This is a genomic window from Streptomyces sp. PKU-EA00015 (genome assembly GCF_013387495.1).
In the GTDB taxonomy this organism is placed as follows: Bacteria; Actinomycetota; Actinomycetes; order Streptomycetales; family Streptomycetaceae; genus Streptomyces.
Genome location: NZ_JABZEE010000023.1, coordinates 21,709 through 38,769 on the forward strand (window position 1 = coordinate 21,709; position 17,061 = coordinate 38,769).

The 17,061-nt window shown below is 72.8% G+C and carries 16 protein-coding genes and 1 pseudogene; 6 read left to right on the plus strand and 11 right to left on the minus strand.

Annotated features, from left to right (window positions below):
* Window positions 1–17 precede the first annotated feature (17 nt).
* Window positions 18–3,140, minus strand: coding sequence for an alpha-N-acetylglucosaminidase (locus HW130_RS15460; protein ID WP_177150148.1), 3,123 nt, complete (start codon window positions 3,138–3,140; stop codon window positions 18–20).
* A 102-nt stretch (window positions 3,141–3,242) separates the two neighbouring features.
* Here HW130_RS15460 and HW130_RS15465 point away from each other — a divergent pair, with 102 nt between their 5' ends.
* On the plus strand, window positions 3,243–3,767 hold the full coding sequence (locus HW130_RS15465) for a hypothetical protein (protein ID WP_177150149.1): 525 nt from the start codon (window positions 3,243–3,245) through the stop codon (window positions 3,765–3,767).
* A 147-nt stretch (window positions 3,768–3,914) separates the two neighbouring features.
* Here the strand turns inward: HW130_RS15465 and HW130_RS15470 are convergent, their stop codons facing one another.
* On the minus strand, window positions 3,915–5,477 hold the full coding sequence (locus tag HW130_RS15470) for a DUF1996 domain-containing protein (RefSeq protein ID WP_177150150.1): 1,563 nt from the start codon (window positions 5,475–5,477) through the stop codon (window positions 3,915–3,917).
* Window positions 5,478–5,633: 156 nt separating this feature from the next.
* On the opposite strand from HW130_RS15470, the gene HW130_RS15475 reads away from it, so the two are divergent.
* The gene (locus HW130_RS15475; protein WP_177150151.1) at window positions 5,634–6,167 is read left to right on the plus strand and encodes a GNAT family N-acetyltransferase; all 534 of its coding nucleotides are present in this window, start codon (window positions 5,634–5,636) and stop codon (window positions 6,165–6,167) included.
* 18 nt (window positions 6,168–6,185) lie between these two features.
* Here the strand turns inward: HW130_RS15475 and HW130_RS15480 are convergent, their stop codons facing one another.
* On the minus strand, window positions 6,186–7,193 hold the full coding sequence (locus HW130_RS15480) for an NAD-dependent epimerase/dehydratase family protein (protein ID WP_177150152.1): 1,008 nt from the start codon (window positions 7,191–7,193) through the stop codon (window positions 6,186–6,188).
* 128 nt (window positions 7,194–7,321) lie between these two features.
* On the opposite strand from HW130_RS15480, the gene HW130_RS15485 reads away from it, so the two are divergent.
* Together HW130_RS15485 and HW130_RS15490 are read left to right on the plus strand one after the other, a co-directional pair.
* Window positions 7,322–7,936 (plus strand): hypothetical protein, encoded by a 615-nt coding sequence (locus HW130_RS15485; protein WP_256356111.1) that lies wholly within the window; start codon window positions 7,322–7,324, stop codon window positions 7,934–7,936.
* A gap of 44 nt (window positions 7,937–7,980) precedes the next feature.
* The gene (locus tag HW130_RS15490) at window positions 7,981–9,399 is read left to right on the plus strand and encodes a PepSY domain-containing protein (protein WP_177150153.1); all 1,419 of its coding nucleotides are present in this window, start codon (window positions 7,981–7,983) and stop codon (window positions 9,397–9,399) included.
* Window positions 9,400–9,418: 19 nt separating this feature from the next.
* Here the strand turns inward: HW130_RS15490 and HW130_RS15495 are convergent, their stop codons facing one another.
* From HW130_RS15495 to HW130_RS15505, 3 genes are all read right to left on the minus strand, one after another.
* Entirely contained in the window at window positions 9,419–10,003 is a 585-nt protein-coding gene (locus tag HW130_RS15495; protein ID WP_177150154.1) for a winged helix-turn-helix domain-containing protein, read from the minus strand.
* 454 nt (window positions 10,004–10,457) lie between these two features.
* Window positions 10,458–11,492, minus strand: coding sequence for a glutamine synthetase (gene glnII / locus HW130_RS15500; protein ID WP_177150155.1), 1,035 nt, complete (start codon window positions 11,490–11,492; stop codon window positions 10,458–10,460).
* A gap of 154 nt (window positions 11,493–11,646) precedes the next feature.
* Entirely contained in the window at window positions 11,647–12,285 is a 639-nt protein-coding gene (locus tag HW130_RS15505; protein ID WP_177150156.1) for a hypothetical protein, read from the minus strand.
* Between HW130_RS15505 and HW130_RS15510 the strand changes: the two genes are divergently transcribed.
* Window positions 12,284–13,210 (plus strand): Gfo/Idh/MocA family protein, encoded by a 927-nt coding sequence (locus tag HW130_RS15510; RefSeq protein WP_177150157.1) that lies wholly within the window; start codon window positions 12,284–12,286, stop codon window positions 13,208–13,210. The genes HW130_RS15505 and HW130_RS15510 overlap by 2 nt on opposite strands.
* Window positions 13,211–13,444: 234 nt before the next feature.
* On the opposite strand, the gene HW130_RS15515 is transcribed toward HW130_RS15510, so the two are convergent.
* From HW130_RS15515 to HW130_RS15525, 3 genes and pseudogenes are all read right to left on the minus strand, one after another.
* Window positions 13,445–14,116 carry a hypothetical protein gene (locus HW130_RS15515; RefSeq protein WP_177150158.1) on the minus strand — a complete coding sequence of 224 codons (672 nt, stop codon included), beginning with the start codon at window positions 14,114–14,116 and terminating at the stop codon, window positions 13,445–13,447.
* Window positions 14,117–14,264: 148 nt separating this feature from the next.
* Window positions 14,265–14,738: pseudogene (locus HW130_RS15520) on the minus strand (aminotransferase class I/II-fold pyridoxal phosphate-dependent enzyme); the annotation flags it as partial.
* Between the two features lie 79 nt (window positions 14,739–14,817).
* Window positions 14,818–15,180: an arsenate reductase family protein gene (locus HW130_RS15525; protein WP_177150160.1), complete on the minus strand. Its 363-nt coding sequence runs from the start codon at window positions 15,178–15,180 to the stop codon at window positions 14,818–14,820.
* Between the two features lie 121 nt (window positions 15,181–15,301).
* Between HW130_RS15525 and HW130_RS15530 the strand changes: the two genes are divergently transcribed.
* Window positions 15,302–15,568, plus strand: coding sequence for a hypothetical protein (locus tag HW130_RS15530; protein WP_177150161.1), 267 nt, complete (start codon window positions 15,302–15,304; stop codon window positions 15,566–15,568).
* Between the two features lie 10 nt (window positions 15,569–15,578).
* Here the strand turns inward: HW130_RS15530 and HW130_RS15535 are convergent, their stop codons facing one another.
* A complete protein-coding gene (locus HW130_RS15535) occupies window positions 15,579–16,442 on the minus strand; it encodes an MOSC domain-containing protein (protein WP_177150162.1) in 864 nt (287 codons plus the stop codon).
* A gap of 40 nt (window positions 16,443–16,482) precedes the next feature.
* Window positions 16,483–16,950 (minus strand): hypothetical protein, encoded by a 468-nt coding sequence (locus HW130_RS15540; RefSeq protein ID WP_177150163.1) that lies wholly within the window; start codon window positions 16,948–16,950, stop codon window positions 16,483–16,485.
* Window positions 16,951–17,061: the final 111 nt, after the last annotated feature.

The following is a 17,061-nucleotide window of genomic DNA, read 5'->3' on the forward strand; positions in this document are numbered from 1 at the left end:
TGTATGCGCCCCGGGCGTCAGCCGGCGGGCGCGACACCTTCCCGCAGCGACCACGCGCTGAACCGCACCGTCCCCCGCGCCCCGCTGCCGCCGTTCACCGCGCTCATGAAGAACCCGGCGTCCTGCCGCGCCGCCGTGCCCGGCACCGCCACCGTCGCGACGGTCCGCCACATCGTCCCGCCGTCCGTGGAACACGCACCGGTGAACGACGCCCCCGCGTTCCTCGTCAGCCGCAGCAGCACCGGCGCCCTGACGCCGGTGATGCGCCGGTAGGTGTCGAGCGTGCCGTCGCCGTTCGTGTCGTACGAGAGCACGACACCCTGCCCGGGCGTCACGGCCAGGTTCACGAAGCCCGCGTCGCCCGGCTGCCCGAGCGCGTTGCGCACGACGATGCCCGCCCGCGCCCAACTGCCCGTCACCTCCTGCGCGTCCACCCGCAGCAGCACACTGCCCCCCTCGCCCAGCGCGCCCTCGCGGTACGCGGTGCCGAACTGCGTCGTGCCCCGCCACAGGTCGTTGCCCGCACCGTTGATCGCCAGCCGGTCACCGAGCTGCCCGAACACGGCCGCGTTGGACGTGAACGTGCGCCACTCGGGGTCCAGCGGCGCCGCCAGGTGCACACTGCTGCGCTGGGTGACCGCCACCCGCTCCTCGCCGGCGGGCCCGTACCGCGTCGTCAGCGCGTACGGCATCGGCACCAGCGGCTCGGTCAGCGGTTCGTCCGGCGCCGTCACGCGCCAGGCCACCTCGCCGCTGCCGCCCGCCGCCACGCTCTCCAGATACGCGGCACCCTGCGGCTCGGCGTCGAGCCCGGTGAGCTCCAGGTCCACCCGGCCCGTCGCCCGCAGCCCGTTGAGGTTGCGGAACGAGGCCGTCACCGTGCCCGTGCTGCCCGGGCTGAACGCCGACGGCTCCACGCGCACCGAGACGAACCCCTGGTACGGCGCGGCGGCCAGGGTGTCGTACACCCGCCGGGCCGTGCGGTACGCGTCGCCCGTCGGCCGCACCGGGTACGCCCGCCGGTCCTTCGTCCACGCCTCCTCGGCCGGGTACCAGTCGAACGACCGCGGCGCCCTGCCCTCCGCCATCGCGTCGGCCTGCTCGGTCAGGTACGCCTCCCACTGGGGCACATGGACGTCGGCCATCAGCCCCTGCCAGTCCCGGTTGGCGTAGTTGCTGAGCTGGCCGGCGGCCGCCCGGTCCGCCCAGGTGGTGATCAGCGCACGGGCCGTGCGCTCCAGCTCCACCGCCTCCTCGGGGCTTGTGGCCAGCCGCTTGGCGTCCTCCAGCCACGGCCCCAGCAGGAACGCGCGATGGCAGCCCGCCATCGTGTCGCTCAGTCGCATCAGCTTCACCCACAGCGCGGCGATCGCGCGGAAGGTGTCGACGTCCTTGTCCAGGTACGCGGCGCGCAGCGGCAGCTGGAGCGTGCGCGAGCGGTTGGCCAGCGCCTGCCGCGCCAGGTCGGTCAGGTCGTGGCGGTACGCGTCCGATTCCCGCAGCGGCGGCCGCACGTCCAGCAGCGCGGCGAAGGCCCGGTCGAAGCCCGCCGGGTCGAAGGCCGTCCCGATCGAGGAGGTGAGACTCGGGCGGCGGCTGAACAGCGAGTCGTACGGCCGGCCGTCGGTGCTCGTGAGCTTGTACGCGGTCGCTGCCAGTGCGGCGAACGCGGACCTCGCCGAGCGGTCGTCACCGCCGTAGCGGATGTGCGCGTACTCGGCGAACCACGCGTCCCGGTCGATCTTCTCCTCGCGCCAGGCCAGTTCGCTGAACAGCTCCAGCGCCGCCGGGTCCCGCTCCGCGGCCTCCGGCATGTACGCGGTGCCGACCAGCGCGCTGCCCGGCTTGTCGCGCCAGGCGGTGAACTTCTGCGTCCACCGGTCCGTGTTCGCGCCGATCGTCGTCCTGCCGCCGAAGTTGGGGATGGTGCCGAAGGCGTACGGCGCGCCGCCCCACTCGGCCTCCCGGTCGGTGACCGTGTCCAGGTCGGACAGGCCGTCGACGATGAGCACCCTGTCGGTGTCGATGGCGTCCAGCAGCGCCGGGCGCGGATTGGCCTGCCAGCCGAGGATCACCCACGTCGCGTCGGGCCGGGCCGTGTGCAGCGCCGTCTCCACGGCGCGGGCGGCGTCCGGGACCGGTACGTCGCCCGCCGTGCCGCCCTCGTGCAGCAGGTCCATCTTGAAGCAGGAGACCTCGCCGAACAGTTCCGCCTGGTGCCGGTAGAAGGCCGCGGCGACGTCGGCGAAGGCCCGCGTGCGCGGGTCGAGCCAGTCGGGGCGGCGCAGGCCGTTCCAGGTGCCCTGCGGGATCACGCGCGCGTCGCTGTCCGGATTGCGGGCCGGGAAGTCGTCCGGGACGGTGCCGAAATATCCGGGCAGCACCGGGCGCATGCCCAGCTCCCGCATCCGGTCGGCGATCCTGCGGCCCAGGTCGGTGCGGCGCTCGATGAGGGCGGTGGACATCGGGCCGCCGTACTCGCTCATGTTCTGCAGCAGCCACCACGGCTGGTGCGAGGGCGCGGGCAGCCAGGTGCGCGCCTCGGTGTCCGAGTAGCCGAAGTCCAGCAGCAGCCGGTGGTAGACGGCCTCCTGGCCGGGCGTCACCAGCACCTCGTTGCAGCCGTGCAGGGCCAGCACGTCCAACAGCCGCTCCCAGCGCGGCCAGTCGGCGTAGGGGGCGGTGTAGCCGTCGTGGGTGTCGTTGTACGCGAACCGGTGCGCGACGGTCGCGGCGCGTTCCAGCGGCGCGTGCGGGGCGGGCAGCCGGCGGGGCAGGTCGAGCTGGGAGCCGGACCACGAGATGTGCGCCCGGCAGACGTACTTGAGGTACCAGTGGACGCCGGTCAGCAGCACGGCCGCACTGGTTCCGGCCACCTCGACGCGCCCCGTCGAGCCGGTGACACGGAACCGCTCCGTGCCGCCCAGCACCCGCAGGCGGAACTGCTCCGCGTGCTCGGGCAGCAGCCGCCGCAGCGCCGCGAGCGCGGCGTCGGCGGCCGCCTCGGGCTGCGCCGCACGGGTGGCGGGAACCGCCGCGGGGCCCTCGGACGCGACGGCCGGGGCGTGCGCGGCGAGTACCGCGCCTGCCCCGACCGCCCCTGCCGTGCCCAGCAGCGTACGTCTCGACAGCTCGTTCATCAGCGCTCCTCCGTGTTGCTCCAGCGACAACAGGTGCGTGCGCAGCGCACGTTACCCGCGGTTTTGCCGCGCGAAGAGAGGGCGGGAAGGCACCATGGCCGGATGCGGACGAGTAAGAACACCAGTACGCGGCGGGCGGCCCGGACAGGACTGGCGGTTGTGGTCCTCGCTCTGGCCGCCGCCTGCTCATCGGGAGGCGACGACGACGGGCGTGTCGGGGCCGGCGGGGACGCGAAGGAGCCCCGGACGGCGACCGGCAGCCTGGAGGAGATCGCACGCCAGGCCGAATGCGAACCGAACATCCAGACGGACGCGGCCGAGCTGCGACAGGCCAACTGCACGACGGCCGACGGCCGGTACGTCCTCGCGACCTTCGCCACCGACCGCGGCCAGCGCGAATGGATCAACGAGGCCAACGACTACGGCGGCACGTATCTGGTCGGGCGCAAGTGGGTCGCGGTCGGCGACGAGAAGGTGGTGACGGCGCTGCGCGGCCGGCTCGGCGGCACGGTGGAGACGGGCACCGACCACGGCTCGCACACCGGCGGCACAGGCGGCGACGAGGGCGGCCACGAAGACCACGAAGGCCGCGACGACAAGGAGCACGAGGGGAGCCACGGGGGCTGAGGCCCCACGACCATCGGTCCGTACCGCGGGCCGGCCGGGAGATCCCGGCCGGCCCGGGAAGGCCGCGCACGTCAGCGTCCGCAGACACGGTGAGGCCGGTTCCGCCTGGAGTGCTCCAGGCGGAACCGGCCTCGTCCGTTCAACGGGTCACTGGCACTGGCGCCCGTCGTTGATGCAGTCCACCACCTCGTCCATCAGGTCCTCGTCGAAGACGTTGATGAAGTCACCGTGGTCGGTGACCGGCTTGTGCAGCTGCTCCGGGAAGGAGTCGACGGCGAACACCGAGGCGTTCTCCCCGTCGAACACCGGGGGCGGCACGTCGTAGACGATGCGCTGCACCAGCTGCGGAATCGCCTGGAAGCCGTTGGGGCAGTTGCCGTCCTCGTCCGCGAAGGCCACATGGGTGCGGTGGTTGGCACTGTCGATGTTCTGGCCGTCCCAGCAGCTCTGGAACTTGAAGGTACGCACCACCTGGCTGCCCTCGGGGCAGATCGGGTACTTGTCCTTCAGCTGACGGTCCTCGAAGCCGGTGCAGCTCCATGAGGCGTTGGCATTGGCGTCGCCGTTGACGAAGGCCTTCGCATCACCGGTGATGATGCGCAGGAACCTCGGCATCGCCGTCACCTCGCTGACCGGGCTGCCGACAAAGGTATTCGTGACCTGTGACGGTGTCTGGATCTCACCGACGTTCTGGTCGTTGCCGCCGCCGTCCGCATTGGCGTCGTTCTCCTGCTGCCCGTTCTGCAGGCGCAGCACCGGCCAGAAGTACGTCGACTTGTCGCCCTGGTTCTGGCACGTGGTGTCACCGGCAGCCAGGTCGTCGTCGCTGGCGAAGGCGTCGTTGGCCTGGTTGCCGATGTAGTCGTGCATATGGTGGGCGCCATTGCTCACGCCCGGGGCGACGATGACGTTGTCCGGGTTGAACTTGCCGTTGGCGTTCACGCCGCAGTCCGTGGTGAACGTGCCTTGGGAGGCACCGTTCTGGTTGGGTGGCTGCTGGACGTTCGGCTGGACGTTCTGGATCTCGACGAAGTCGCCCGCCTCGGGCCCGTTGCCGGCCTGGCCGGCGCCGCCCTGGTTGCCGTCGTCGCCGTCCCCGTCGTTCTGTCCGTCGCCGTCGTTCTGGCCGTCGTTCTGGTCCTGACCGTCGTTCTGGTCGCCTCCGTTCTGGTCGTCTCCGTTCTGGTCCCCGTCGTTGTTCTGACCGTCGCCGTCGTCGTTGCCGTCGTCGCGCAGGGTGCACGGAGCCATCTGCTCCAGCCCCTGCGGGCGCTCGGCCGAGCGGTCGATCAGCGCCACGATCCGCTGGATGATCGCCAGGCGTTCGTTGCGCAACGGCGTCAGGATCTGGTTCTCGGCGAAGGACTGGTCCGCCTGCACCCGTTCCCGGTTGTCGGCGAACCGCTGGTACGCCGTGGTGATCTGGGTGTCCAGCGTGGCCAGTTCACGGTCGACCGCCAAGCGCTGCTGGTCGGGCACCTCCTGGAGCGAGTTGCCGACGTCGGGACAGTCGATGGTGGACACCTGCTGACCGGCCGTGGCCTTGGTACTGCTCTGCTGTCCGTCGTTCCGCCCGCCCGGCCACCAGCCTTCGCCTGCGGAGGCATACGTATTGGCCGCTACCAGCCCGCCCCCGCCCAGGATCAATGCGGCCGAGGCGGCGATCGCCCGATTGGCCAGCGTCGAGCGTTTTCTTGATGTGCGTCCCAATGGAACTCCTCTGCTTGTTGCCGGGGGGTGTGTGGGTTAAGGGGGGTCCCGGCAGAGGGAGAAGCGCGTCGTCTCATACGGGAGTGGCGAACGGGGTGTTCACCGCCACCATTGATTCGTAGCAACCTCCAGCGTCAAACCGGGCACAATGGGCGGATGACCGAGATCCTCACGCCCCGCCTCCGCCTGCGCCGCTGGACGGATGACGACCTCGTGCCCATGGCCGAGATCAACGCCGACCCCGCGGTGATGCGGTGGATCGACGACGGCTCGGTCCGCGACCTCGAGCAGACGGCGGAGGGCATCGAGCGCTGTGAGGAGGAGTGGGACGAGGAGGGGTTCGGGCTGTTCGCCGTCGAGCTCCTGGCCTCGGGCGAACTGGCCGGATTCGCCGGCCTGTCCGTACCGGACTTCCTGCCCGAGGTGCTTCCGGCCGTCGAGATCGGCTGGCGCCTCGGCCGTCCCTTCTGGGGTCAGGGCTACGCCTCCGAGGCCGCTCAGGCCGTCCTGGAGTTCGCCCTCCAGGACCGGGGCCTCGACCGGGTCGTCAGCATCTGCCGCGTCGGCAACACCGCCTCCGAGAACGTGATGCGCAAGCTGGGCATGTCGCCGGAGCGCGAGACGGTCCACCCGGTGTACGGGTATCCGCTGCGGGTCTACGCCATCGACCTGACCGAGTACCAGGGCTGACCGGCCGGCGGGACCCGGCTACGCCCCCGGCCGCCCCGCCAGCAGCGCCGCCTCCAGCTCGGGCGGCAGGCCCACCCGCGGCCGGTCCGGCCGCAGCGGCGCCGGCCCGCCGAGCGACAGCAGCCACGACCACGTGTCGCGCACCGTCTCCCGCACCGGCCGGCACCGCAGTCCGGCCGCCAGCGCCCGGGACACCCCGGCCCCGTGCAACGCCCCGTGCATGTCCGGGCGTTCGGCCGCCGGGACCCAGACGGGGAGCTGGGACCACGGCTCGGCGCCCGCCGACAGCACCACGTCCGCGGGCGTCCACCGCAGCCGTGCCGACGACCCGGTCGCCGCCGCACACTCCTCCAGCAGCTCGCCCATCGTCGTGTGGCCCGGCTCGCTCACCAGGTTGTACGGGCCCTCCAGGCCCGCCTCCGCCGCGTCCAGCGTCCACTCGGCCAGGTCGCGGACATCGATGTACTGCAGCGGTGTGTCCCGCGGTCCCGGCGCGACGACGTCACCGCCGCGCGCGATCCGCTCCAGCCACCACGGCAGACGGCCCACGTTCTCCCACGGACCGAGGATCAGGCCCGAGCGCACCAGCAGCGAGCGGGAGGCGCCGAAGGCGTCGAGGACGGCCAGTTCACCGCCCCGCTTGGCCTGTGCGTACGGCACGTCGCCCGCGTCCGGCGAACCGTCGACCAGCGGCGCGCTCTCGTCGTACCCGGCCGCCGGCGGCCACGCGTACACCGAGCAGCTCGACACGTAGACAAAGCGACCCACCCGGCCCGCCAGCAGCCGGGCCGTGTCCCACACGGCCGACGGCGCGGCCGACCAGGTGTCGACCACCGCGTCCCACTCGCCGTCGTGCAGCGCGGCGAGGCCGCCGGGGGCCAGCCGGTCGCCGATCAGGTCGGACACCCCGTCCGGCGCCGGGTGCCTCCCGCGGTGGAACACCGTGACCTGCCATCCGCGTGCGAGCGCCCCTTCCACGACCGCGCGCCCCACGAATTCCGTCCCGCCCAGCACCAGAAGTCTCATGGTCACGACTGTGCCCGGCGCCGGTCGCCGTCCTCAGCGATTCCGCTGCCAGGAGAACCCGGCGGGAAGGGTCTGTACCGGCGGTCACTCTCCCGGTCCGGGCGCGGGGATGGCAGCATGTGCCGACGATGACGGATGCCCGGTCGCCGATGCGCGCCTTGCGGGCCGCGCTTTTCGCGGCGGTGGCCGTCACGTTGGCAGCGATAGGGCATTCGTCCCTGTCTGCGCACGACATCCCCGCTTCAGGACTGCTCGCCGCGCTCGGCGTGACCGCCGCCGCCGGCTGGTTCGCGGCCGGCCGCCGCCGGAGCGCGCGCTCGATCGGGGCCGGACTGCTCGCCGTGCAGGGCGGACTGCACCTGCTGTTCTCCGGCGAGGCACCCACGGCACCCCACCACCACGGGCAGCACGAGCACTACGACACCGCGCAGACCGCCGCCGAGAGCCTCGGCACCGGCATGCTCGCCGTCCACCTCCTCGCCGCCGCCTGCTGCGCCCTGTGGCTGGCCCACGGTGAGGCGGCGTTCTTCCGGCTCGCGCACGCCGCACTGTCCTTCGCGTTCACACCGCTGCGACTGCTGCTGGGCGCCGTACGGCTGCCCGAGCCGGACGCCGCGCCCAAGCCCGCCGACGACGCGGCCGACGAGAGCCGCCACGGCGTCGTCCTCGCGCACACCGTGGTCCGCCGCGGCCCGCCCGCGTACCCCGTTCCCCGTGCCACGGCCCCTGGAGCCGCTGTCTGACCTGGGGCCGATTCCCCATGTCACACCGACCCCTTGGGACCCTCATGTCCATCGACGCCCCCAGCAAGGGCACCACATCATCCGGCGCGAGCACCGCTCCCGAAGCGCGCGGCGCGCTGCGCCCCCTCCTGCTCCGTCTCCACTTCTACGCCGGGCTGCTGACAGCCCCGCTCCTCCTCGTCGCCGCGGTGAGCGGCCTGCTGTACTCGCTGTCCTTCCAGGCGGAGAAGGTCGTCTACCGCCACGAACTGCGCGTCCCCGTCGGCGAGCGTTCCGTCCCGCTCTCGGCCCAGGTCGACGCCGCCCGCGCCGCCCACCCCGAGGGCACGGTGACCGCGGTGTGGCCCTCGTACGAGGACGGCGCGACCACCCGTGTCCTGATGTCCTCCCCCGACGTGGCGGAGGGCAAGTCCCTCGCCGTCTTCGTCGACCCCTACACCGCGGACGTACGCGGTGAACTCCCCTCGTACGGCAGTTCCGGCGCGCTCCCGCTGCGGGCCTGGCTCTCCGAGTTCCACGCCGATCTGCACCTGGGCGAACTCGGCCGGCACTACAGCGAGCTGGCCGCCAGCTGGCTGTGGGTCGTCGCGCTGGGCGGGCTGGTGCTGTGGTTCGGACGCCGACGCCGTACCAAGCGCGATCTGGTCCTGCCCGAACGCGGCGCGAAGGGCCGCCGCAGGACCCTGTCCCGGCACGGCTCCCTCGGCCTGTGGGCCGTCACCGGGCTCGTCATGCTGTCGGCCACGGGGCTGACCTGGTCCCGCTACGCGGGCGAGAACATCGACGCGGTGCAGGCCCGGCTCGGCGGGTCCACCCCCGTCGTCACGGCCGCACTCGCACCGGGCGGCGGCAGCGGCGGAGGCCACGAAGGCCACGAGGGCCACAGCGGCGGAAGCGGTGACGGCCACGAAGGCGCCGACATCGGCATCGACAACGCCGTGGCGGCGGCCCGCGGCTACGGCATCGACGGCAGGATCTCCGTGACCCTGCCGGCCGACGGCGACGGATACGTCGTCAAGGAGACCGACACCCAGTACCCGGTCCACCTCGACTCGGTCGCCGTCGACCCGGCGGACGGCCGGATCATCGACGAACTCCGCTTCGCCGACTACCCGTTGCTCGCCAAGCTGACCCGGTTCGGCATCGACGGCCACATGGGCGTCCTGTTCGGCCCGGTCAACCAGCTCGCGCTCGCCGCGCTGATGGTCGCCCTGATCCTGCTGATCGTGTGGGGCTACCGCATGTGGTGGCAGCGCAGGCCCACGAAGGAACGCCCCCTGTCGGTGGGCCGCCCGATGCCGCGCGGCGCCTGGCGCAAGGCGCCGCTCACGGCGCTGCTGCCGATGGCCGCCGCGACGGCGCTGGTCGGCTGGTTCGTGCCGATGCTCGGCATCAGCCTGCTGGTGTTCCTCGCGGTGGACGTCGCGCTCGGCGCGGTGGCGAAGGTCCGGTCCCGGGCCTGACCGGGACCGGACCCTCGCCTCACGGCGCGTACTTGTAGCCGACCCGCCGCACGGTCTGGATCGTGCGGCGGTGGTCGGCTCCGAGCTTGCGTCGCAGCCGGGCGACATGGACGTCCACCGTGCGGCCGTCGCCGACGTGCCCGTAGCCCCACACGGTGGTCACCAGCTGGTCGCGCGTGTGCACCCGGTGCGGATGTGCCACCAGATGGGCCAGCAGCTCGAACTCCAGGTACGTGAGGTCGAGTTCCCGACCGTCCACGCTGGCGGTGCGCCGGACCGCGTCGATCGCCACCGGGCCCCCGACGGCCGGCCGCTCCGGCGCGGCGGCCGCCAGGGGTGGCTGCTCGTCGGCCGGTACGAGGACGAGGTAGCCGACCATCGGGGGCCGGCCGGGCAGCGTGGGCAGGGTGTGCGGAGGGGCGGGCAGCCACGTGGCGCCCGGCGGCAGGAGGTCGGCGACGTCCACGACCTCGTCCCGGTCGACGGCACGCAGCCGGTGGCGGCCCGAAGGAGCTGCCCGGTCGGTCGTGACGCGGCCCTGGGGGACGGGGGAGGAAACGGCGGAAGCGACGGAAACGGTCGAGAAGGAACGGCTGTTCGCCATGGGAGGTCAGCTCTTTCGCGCGGAGGAAGTCGTCGATGCGTCGTCAAGGACGGACGTACGTCGTGCGCGCTGGCCGAAGGCCGGGAAGAACGGCTTTAGAGGGCCCGCGCGTTCACCGCGGGCAACACACCCGGTCGAAGTCGTGGTGCTGCCGGGAAGGCCAGAACGGCTTGAGGTCGCTGCGACCCGTCGCGTCGTTCCGGTAGTCGGCCATGTGCCTATTGAAGCAGACCCGCGACGACCGCAGCAGGCCTCGTCCACCCGTCGGTACGTGATCTTTCCTACGTGCGCGGTGTTTCGGCCCCACGGACCGCAACCGGCGACCCCGTACCCACCCGGACCGCACGGCGGCGCGCGGAGTCGGCGCTCCTGGAGGCATGCGCGCCATGCGCGCGACCGCACGCGAGAGGGGCGCCCGCCTGGTCGGCGGACGCCCCTCGGGTCACGCGGGTGCTCAGACCTGGCCGGCCTTCTCCAGGGCCGAGCAGCAGGTGTCCACCAGCAGGCGGGTCACCACGTACGGGTCGACGTTGGCGTTGGGACGGCGGTCCTCGATGTAGCCCTTGCCGTCCTTCTCGACCTGCCACGGGATGCGGACCGAGGCACCGCGGTCGGAGACGCCGTAGCTGTACTCGTTCCACGGGGCGGTCTCGTGCAGACCGGTCAGGCGGTCGTCGATGCCGGCGCCGTAGTTCTTGACGTGGTCCATCGGCTTGGAGCCCTCGCCGAGGGACTCGCACGCGGTGATGATCGCGTCGTAGCCCTCGCGCATCGCCTTGGTGGAGAAGTTGGTGTGCGCGCCCGCGCCGTTCCAGTCGCCCTTGACCGGCTTGGGGTCGAGGGTGGCGGCGACGTTGAAGTCCTCGGCGGTGCGGTAGAGCAGCCAGCGGGCCACCCACAGCTGGTCGGAGACCTCCAGCGGCGCCAGCGGGCCGACCTGGAACTCCCACTGGCCGGGCATGACCTCGGCGTTGATGCCGGAGATGCCGAGGCCCGCCGCGAGGCAGTTCTCCAGGTGCGCCTCGACCACGTCACGGCCGAAGATCTCGTCCGAGCCCACGCCGCAGTAGTAGCCGCCCTGCGCGGCGGGGAAGCCGCCCTCGGGGAAGCCGAGCGGACGGGAGCCCTTGAAGAAGGTGTACTCCTGCTCGATGCCGAAGATCGGCTCCTGCGCGGTGAACTTCTCCGCCACCTCGACGAGCGCGGCACGGGTGTTGGACTCGTGCGGCGTCATGTCGATGTTGAGGACCTCGTTCAGCACGAGGATGTTGTCGCCGCCGCGGATCGGGTCCGGGCAGACGAAGACCGGCTTCAGCACGCGGTCCGACGCGTGGCCCTCGGCCTGGTTGGTGCTGGACCCGTCGAAGCCCCAGATGGGCAGGTCGGCGAGGGCCGTGGAGGAACCGGCGGCCAGGATCTTCGTCTTCGAGCGAAGCTTGGCGGTCGGCTCGGTGCCGTCGATCCAGATGTACTCAGCCTTGATGCTCACGGACCTCATCCTTTGCGGGTGCAGCGGTATGCCGCGCAGCTTGTCAACGCGCGATTTCCCGGCCGTTGCCCGTTTGTGAACCCCGTGTTACGCGGAACATTTCACCGTTATGCCCGGCGTGTCGCGCGTGCGGGACGGGCCCCCTCATGCCTGTTCAGCAGCGACCCGGAGCCCCGCGGTCCCGGATGCGCCCGACCAGCGCCTCACGGGCCGTACCCAGGGTTTTCGCGGCACCTTCCAGGCGCCGGTCGTGGTCGTGAAGCGCCGGGAGCGGGCGCCCGCGGCCGATCCGCGCCTCCGGCAGACGGAACGTCCTGAGATATGCGGCACACCCCTCGTGGTCCATGATCACCTCGCCGATGTCTGCTGCTCCGCCACCCCGCGCCGGAACGGGGGGCAGGAACCGCCACGGCGTGGATCCGTCCATGCGGCAGACGCGCTCGAAGGCGTACGAGGGATCCGGCAGCCGTCCCGCGAACAGCGTGTCGTGCTGCTCGGCCACAGCCGCTCCCGCGCCCGCGCGGTGGCCGGCGGCTCCGCGAGTCCGCAGGCCGCGGGCTGTCGCGTGGGCGCGGCCGTGAAGCTCGGGCACGGCGGCGTCGCCGTGCGCGTCCTGATGCACCGGCTCCCCGTACAGGTCCTCGACCGGCGCCGGGTGCGGGGCGCGGTCGTCGCCGGCCGCCCGCGTCGTATACAGGGCTCTTTCCCGGCCGGACGCCCCGCCTCTCATGGGGCGGACGCGCCGCACGGGGGCCGGGTCGCGCAGCCGTCGCGCGGGCACACTGGTCTCCATGACCAAGCACCTGCGTATCGGACTTCTCGGCGCCGGCCCCTGGGCCGCGATGACCCAGGCCCCCGCGCTCTCCGGCCACCCGGACGTCGTCCTCGGCGGGGTGTGGGGGCGGCGGTCCGAGGCGGCCGCCGCGCTCGCGGACGCCCACGGCACCACGGCGTTCACCGGTGAGGACGGCATCGACGCGCTGTTCGCCTCCAACGACGCGATCGCCTTCGCCGTGCCGCCGGACGTGCAGGCGCCGCTCGCGGCCCAGGCGGCAGCCGCCGGCTGTCATCTGCTGCTGGACAAGCCGGTGGCGACGACGGTCGCCGCCGCCCGGGACGTCGTGAACGCCGTGGAGGAGGCGAAGGTCGCGTCCGTCGTGTTCTTCACGCTGCGCTTCGCCACCGACACCGCGCGGTGGATCGCGGATCAGGCGGCGGTCGGCGGCTGGTTCACGGCCCATGCGCAGTGGCTCGGCGCGCTGTTCTCGCCGGGAGCGGAGAGCCCGTTCGCGGCGTCCCCGTGGCGGCGCGAGAAGGGCGGCCTGTGGGACGCCGGCCCCCACGCGCTCTCCGCGCTGCTCCCGGTGCTGGGGGACGTGGTGGAGCTGACGGCGGCCCGCGGCCCTTCGGACACGACCCACATGGTGCTCCGGCACGCCTCGGGCGCCTCCAGCACGGTGACGCTCGGGCTCGGCGCGCCGCTCAACGCGGCGGGCGTGAGCCTGGTGCTGCTGGGGGAGCAGGGCAAGGCCGAACTGCCGGACGGCTGGGGCAGTCCGGTGGACTCGTTCCGCACGGCGGTCAACGAACTGATGGGCGTGGTACGGACGGGGCGGCCCCACCCGTGCGACGTGCGGTTCGGGCTGCGGATCACGGAGATCCTCGCGGAGGCGAGCGGAAGGCGTCCGGGGCGGGGCGCTGACACGGCGACGCGCTGACGCGCGTGCGTGGGCGCGGCCCGGCGGTGCGGGGCCGCGCCTCGCGGGGACGGGTGGTGCCGGGCCGGGTGGGAAAGACGGGACGGTGCCGTCCGGTGCGCTCCGAGTGTGCGGCTCGGAGGCGGGCGCTCCGCCGGGGGACAGCGGGGAGGGGGAGCGCGGACGGCACCGTCCCGGGGGCCGGCAGCGGCCGGGCCCGCCGGAGTGGGGGATTGCGGGCCCGGCCGTGCGGCGTCAGCCGACGCGCTCGATCCGCGCGTTGCGGATCAGGAACTTGCCGGCCTCACGCACCTGCTCGAAGGCCGCGTTGTTCAGCAGCGCGCAGCTGCCGGACACCGACGTCACCTCGACGGTCGTGGACTTGTTGTTGTCCAGGTTGGTCACCTTCAGCTGGGTGCCGACGGGGAACTGGTTGCTGGAGGCGGCCGGTGCGCCGCCCTCGCCGGAGAGCGTCACGGTCGAGCCGGCGCAGACGACCTCGCCCGCGGCGCCGCCAGCGTTCCCGCCGCCGGCTTCCTGGCCGCCGTCGTTCGCGGGCGGCGCTTCCTCGGCGGGTGGCGCCTCTTCGGCGGGCGGCGCCTCGGCCGGGGGTGCCGCCTCGGCCGGGGGCGCCGCCTGGTCGCCGCCGCCCGCCCCGGCGTCGCAGCCCGCCGCCTCCTGCTGGACCCTGATCTGCGCGATCACCGCCTCCCGGTTGGCGATGCGCGCCGCCGACTGTGCGTCCGGATTGGCTCGTTGACCGGCGATGAAGGTCTCGTTGTTGTTGATCGCCTGGGCGAGGCCGTCGCAGGCGACGGACGCCTGGCTTGTGCCGGTCATGACAATCGCGGTGCCGCCGACCAGCGCCGCGGCGCCGGCCAGGAGGGCGATCTTCTTCTTGCCGCTGAGGGTCTTCTTGCGTGACACGAAAGGGCTCCTGTCCCCGGCCGCGGGGGCGGCCGGTTGGTTTCCTTGTGCCCTTACGTACGAGTAGCCGTCGGCCTCTGCTCACCGGTCACGGCCGCCTCTTCCTTAACTTTCTTTAAGGAAGCCGCAGTTGGCGCTTCGCCGCCGCTCACCCCGGCGGCAGCGCGCGGCACAGCGCGTCCAGTGCTTCCTCGTACACGTGCTCCGGCGGCGTCGCGTACCCCACCACCAGGCCGTCGCGCCCGGCCCCCGTGTCGTGCGGATGCCGGTAGTCGGCCAGCCCCTCGACCGCGAGCCCCTGCCACGCGGCTGCCTCGACCACGGTCCGCTCGCTCCCCCGGGGCAGGTCCAGCACGGCGTGCAGGCCGGCCGAGATGCCCGACACCCGCACGTGCGGCGCGCGCTCGGCCAGCACCGCCACCAGCCGGTCGCGCCGGCTCCGGTGCCGCTGCCGCATCCGGCGCACATGCCGGTCGTACGCCCCCGAGGCGACGAGGTCCGCGAGCGTGAGCTGCTCGGCGGCGCTCGCGTACGGCTCGCGCTCGCCCTTGGCGGCCACGACGTCGTCGACCAGCGCCTCCGGCAGCGCCATCCAGCCGATCCGCAGCGCCGGCGACAGGCTCCACCGCCACCGCCACCGCCACCGCCACCGCCACCGGCAGGCGCGCGGACCCGGCCGCGCGCCGCGGCGCACCGGGGCGTCAGCCCCGACCGATCGCGTCCCGCACCGCCTCCTCCGTACGCCCCACCACCGCCGTGCCGTCCTCCGCCGTGATGATCGGCCGCTGGATGAGCTTCGGGTGCTGCGCGAGGGCCGCGATCCAGCGGTCCCGTGAACTCTCGTCCCGCGCCCACTCCTTGAGCCCCAGCTCCTTCGCCGCGGCCTCCTGCGTACGCGTGATGTCCCACGGTTCGAGGCCGAGCCGGCCCAGCACCTCCCGGATCTCGTCCTCGGTCGGCACGTCCTCCAGATAGCGCCGCACGGTGTAGTCGGCGCCCTCGGCGTCGAGCAGCGTGAGGGCGCTGCGGCACTTGGAACAGGCGGGGTTGATCCAGATCTCCATGCCGCACACCGTACCGCTCGCGCTGCCTCAAACGCCTTCTGGCCAGCGGCGATTGTCAGTGGCCGCCGGTAGAATGAACAGCAGTTCGGGATGGTCCCGCCACCGCGCCAGGAGGTTGCCGATGGCCGTTGCCACACTCACGACGAAGCCCCTGATCCCCCATCAGAAGAAGCCGCTCCCGGCCGGACAGCCGCGCGAGTGGTACGTGTCGCACAACCGCCGCCTGAAGGCGATGCGCCTCACGATCGCCCTGCTCGACTCCGGCGTCTACCACCCGGCGACCGCCGACAACCGCCGCATACGGGCCACGGCCGAGCGCATCGGCGTGCACGTCCCCTCCGACACGACGTGCCGGATGGTCCGGGCCCTGATCCGCTACGGCCGCTGATCCGACGGGTTCAGGAGACGGGGCGCCTGGGATCGGGCGCCCCGTTCTCGTACCACTCGGCGCGCACGGTGTCCCCGACGGACAGCGTGCCGCCGCGCAGCACCGCCACCTTCGCACCGAAGCTGACCTTGTTGTCGTACGCGGGCTCCCGCCGGTACGTCGCGAGGGTGCGCACCGGCTCGGGCCCCTTCCGCCGCCCGGTGACCTGGTCGACCAGCGGCACGGAACAGCGCATCGCCCGTACGGAATGGGCGAGCCGGGCGGTTCCGATCTCCAGCCGCCGCATCAGGTCCTCGTCGTGCGGCGCGGCGCAGCCGTCGAGGACGATGTTGGCCCGGAAGCGGTTCATGGGCACCGGGGTCCCGCCCGCGGCCTCGATCCGTGCGTTGAGCCCGTCGAGCGAGGCCTGCGAGACGACGGCCACGGCATGCGCGTCGGCGAAGGCGACCTTGCCGGGCGTCTCCCCCCACCCGTCCCGGTCGAACGCGTCGCGCACCCGTACCAGCCGGGACTTGACGCCGAGCACCTCGGAGAGCCACTCGGCGACGGCGTCGCCCTGGTCGATCGCGTGCCCGACCGGCTTGTCGAACAGGCTCACCGGCCGCGGCGCACCCTCGGGGTCCACGTCGACCACGAGATCCTCGACCCCGCCCGCCCGCAGCGTCACCGTGCGCCCGCCCTCGCCGACCCGTGGCCGTACGGCGGCCAGGGCCGGGTGTGCCCGCTGACTGCGGAACGACCCGTCGACGGCGTCGACCACCATGAACGTCCGGTCGTGCTCGAGCCCCGTGTCCCCGGCCACGACGGACATCACATCGGTCCCGGCGCAGCCCTTGACCGGGTAGTACGTCAGCTTCTGCACAGTGATCCCCATGGACATGGATCGTAGAGGGGCCACGGCGCACGCGGGTGTCTCAGGGTGCCTTGCAGGTGGCGGTGTCGCCGGGCCCGGAGGCGGTGGCGGTCCGCACCGGCCTGTCGTCGACCCGCACCCGGCAGGTGGCCTTGCCGCCGTCCGCGCCGACCGTGACGACGAGCGTGCTGCTCATCTCCTGCCCGGACGTCTTGATCTCCCTGCGCCAGGGCAGGTCCGTCACCTGCTCCAGCTCCTGCTCGGTGCGCAGGTCCCCCGTGCCCTGGACGGAGAAGGAGACCGTGACATCACGGGCGTCGCCCGTGACCTCATAGGTCACCGTGGCAGTCCTGTCCACCGCGTCCTCGTCGGACACCTCGCTCACGACGAGACCGACAGCGGCCAGACACCCTCCGACGACCAGCACCAGGACGACGAGTACGACCCAGGGCCACTTCCGGCGCTTGCTGACCGGGGGCTGCGGCGGCACGGCCGCGTGCCACCGCGGGTGGTTGCTCGGCTCGCTCATGTCCCCAGATTCGCCCCGCGCCGGGCGGCCCGCGACCGGGGAGCGCCGCCGCGGCGGAGCCGGGCCGGGTACGGGAAAGGCCGTCGGCCGTGCCTTCCGGTGAGGGAAGGG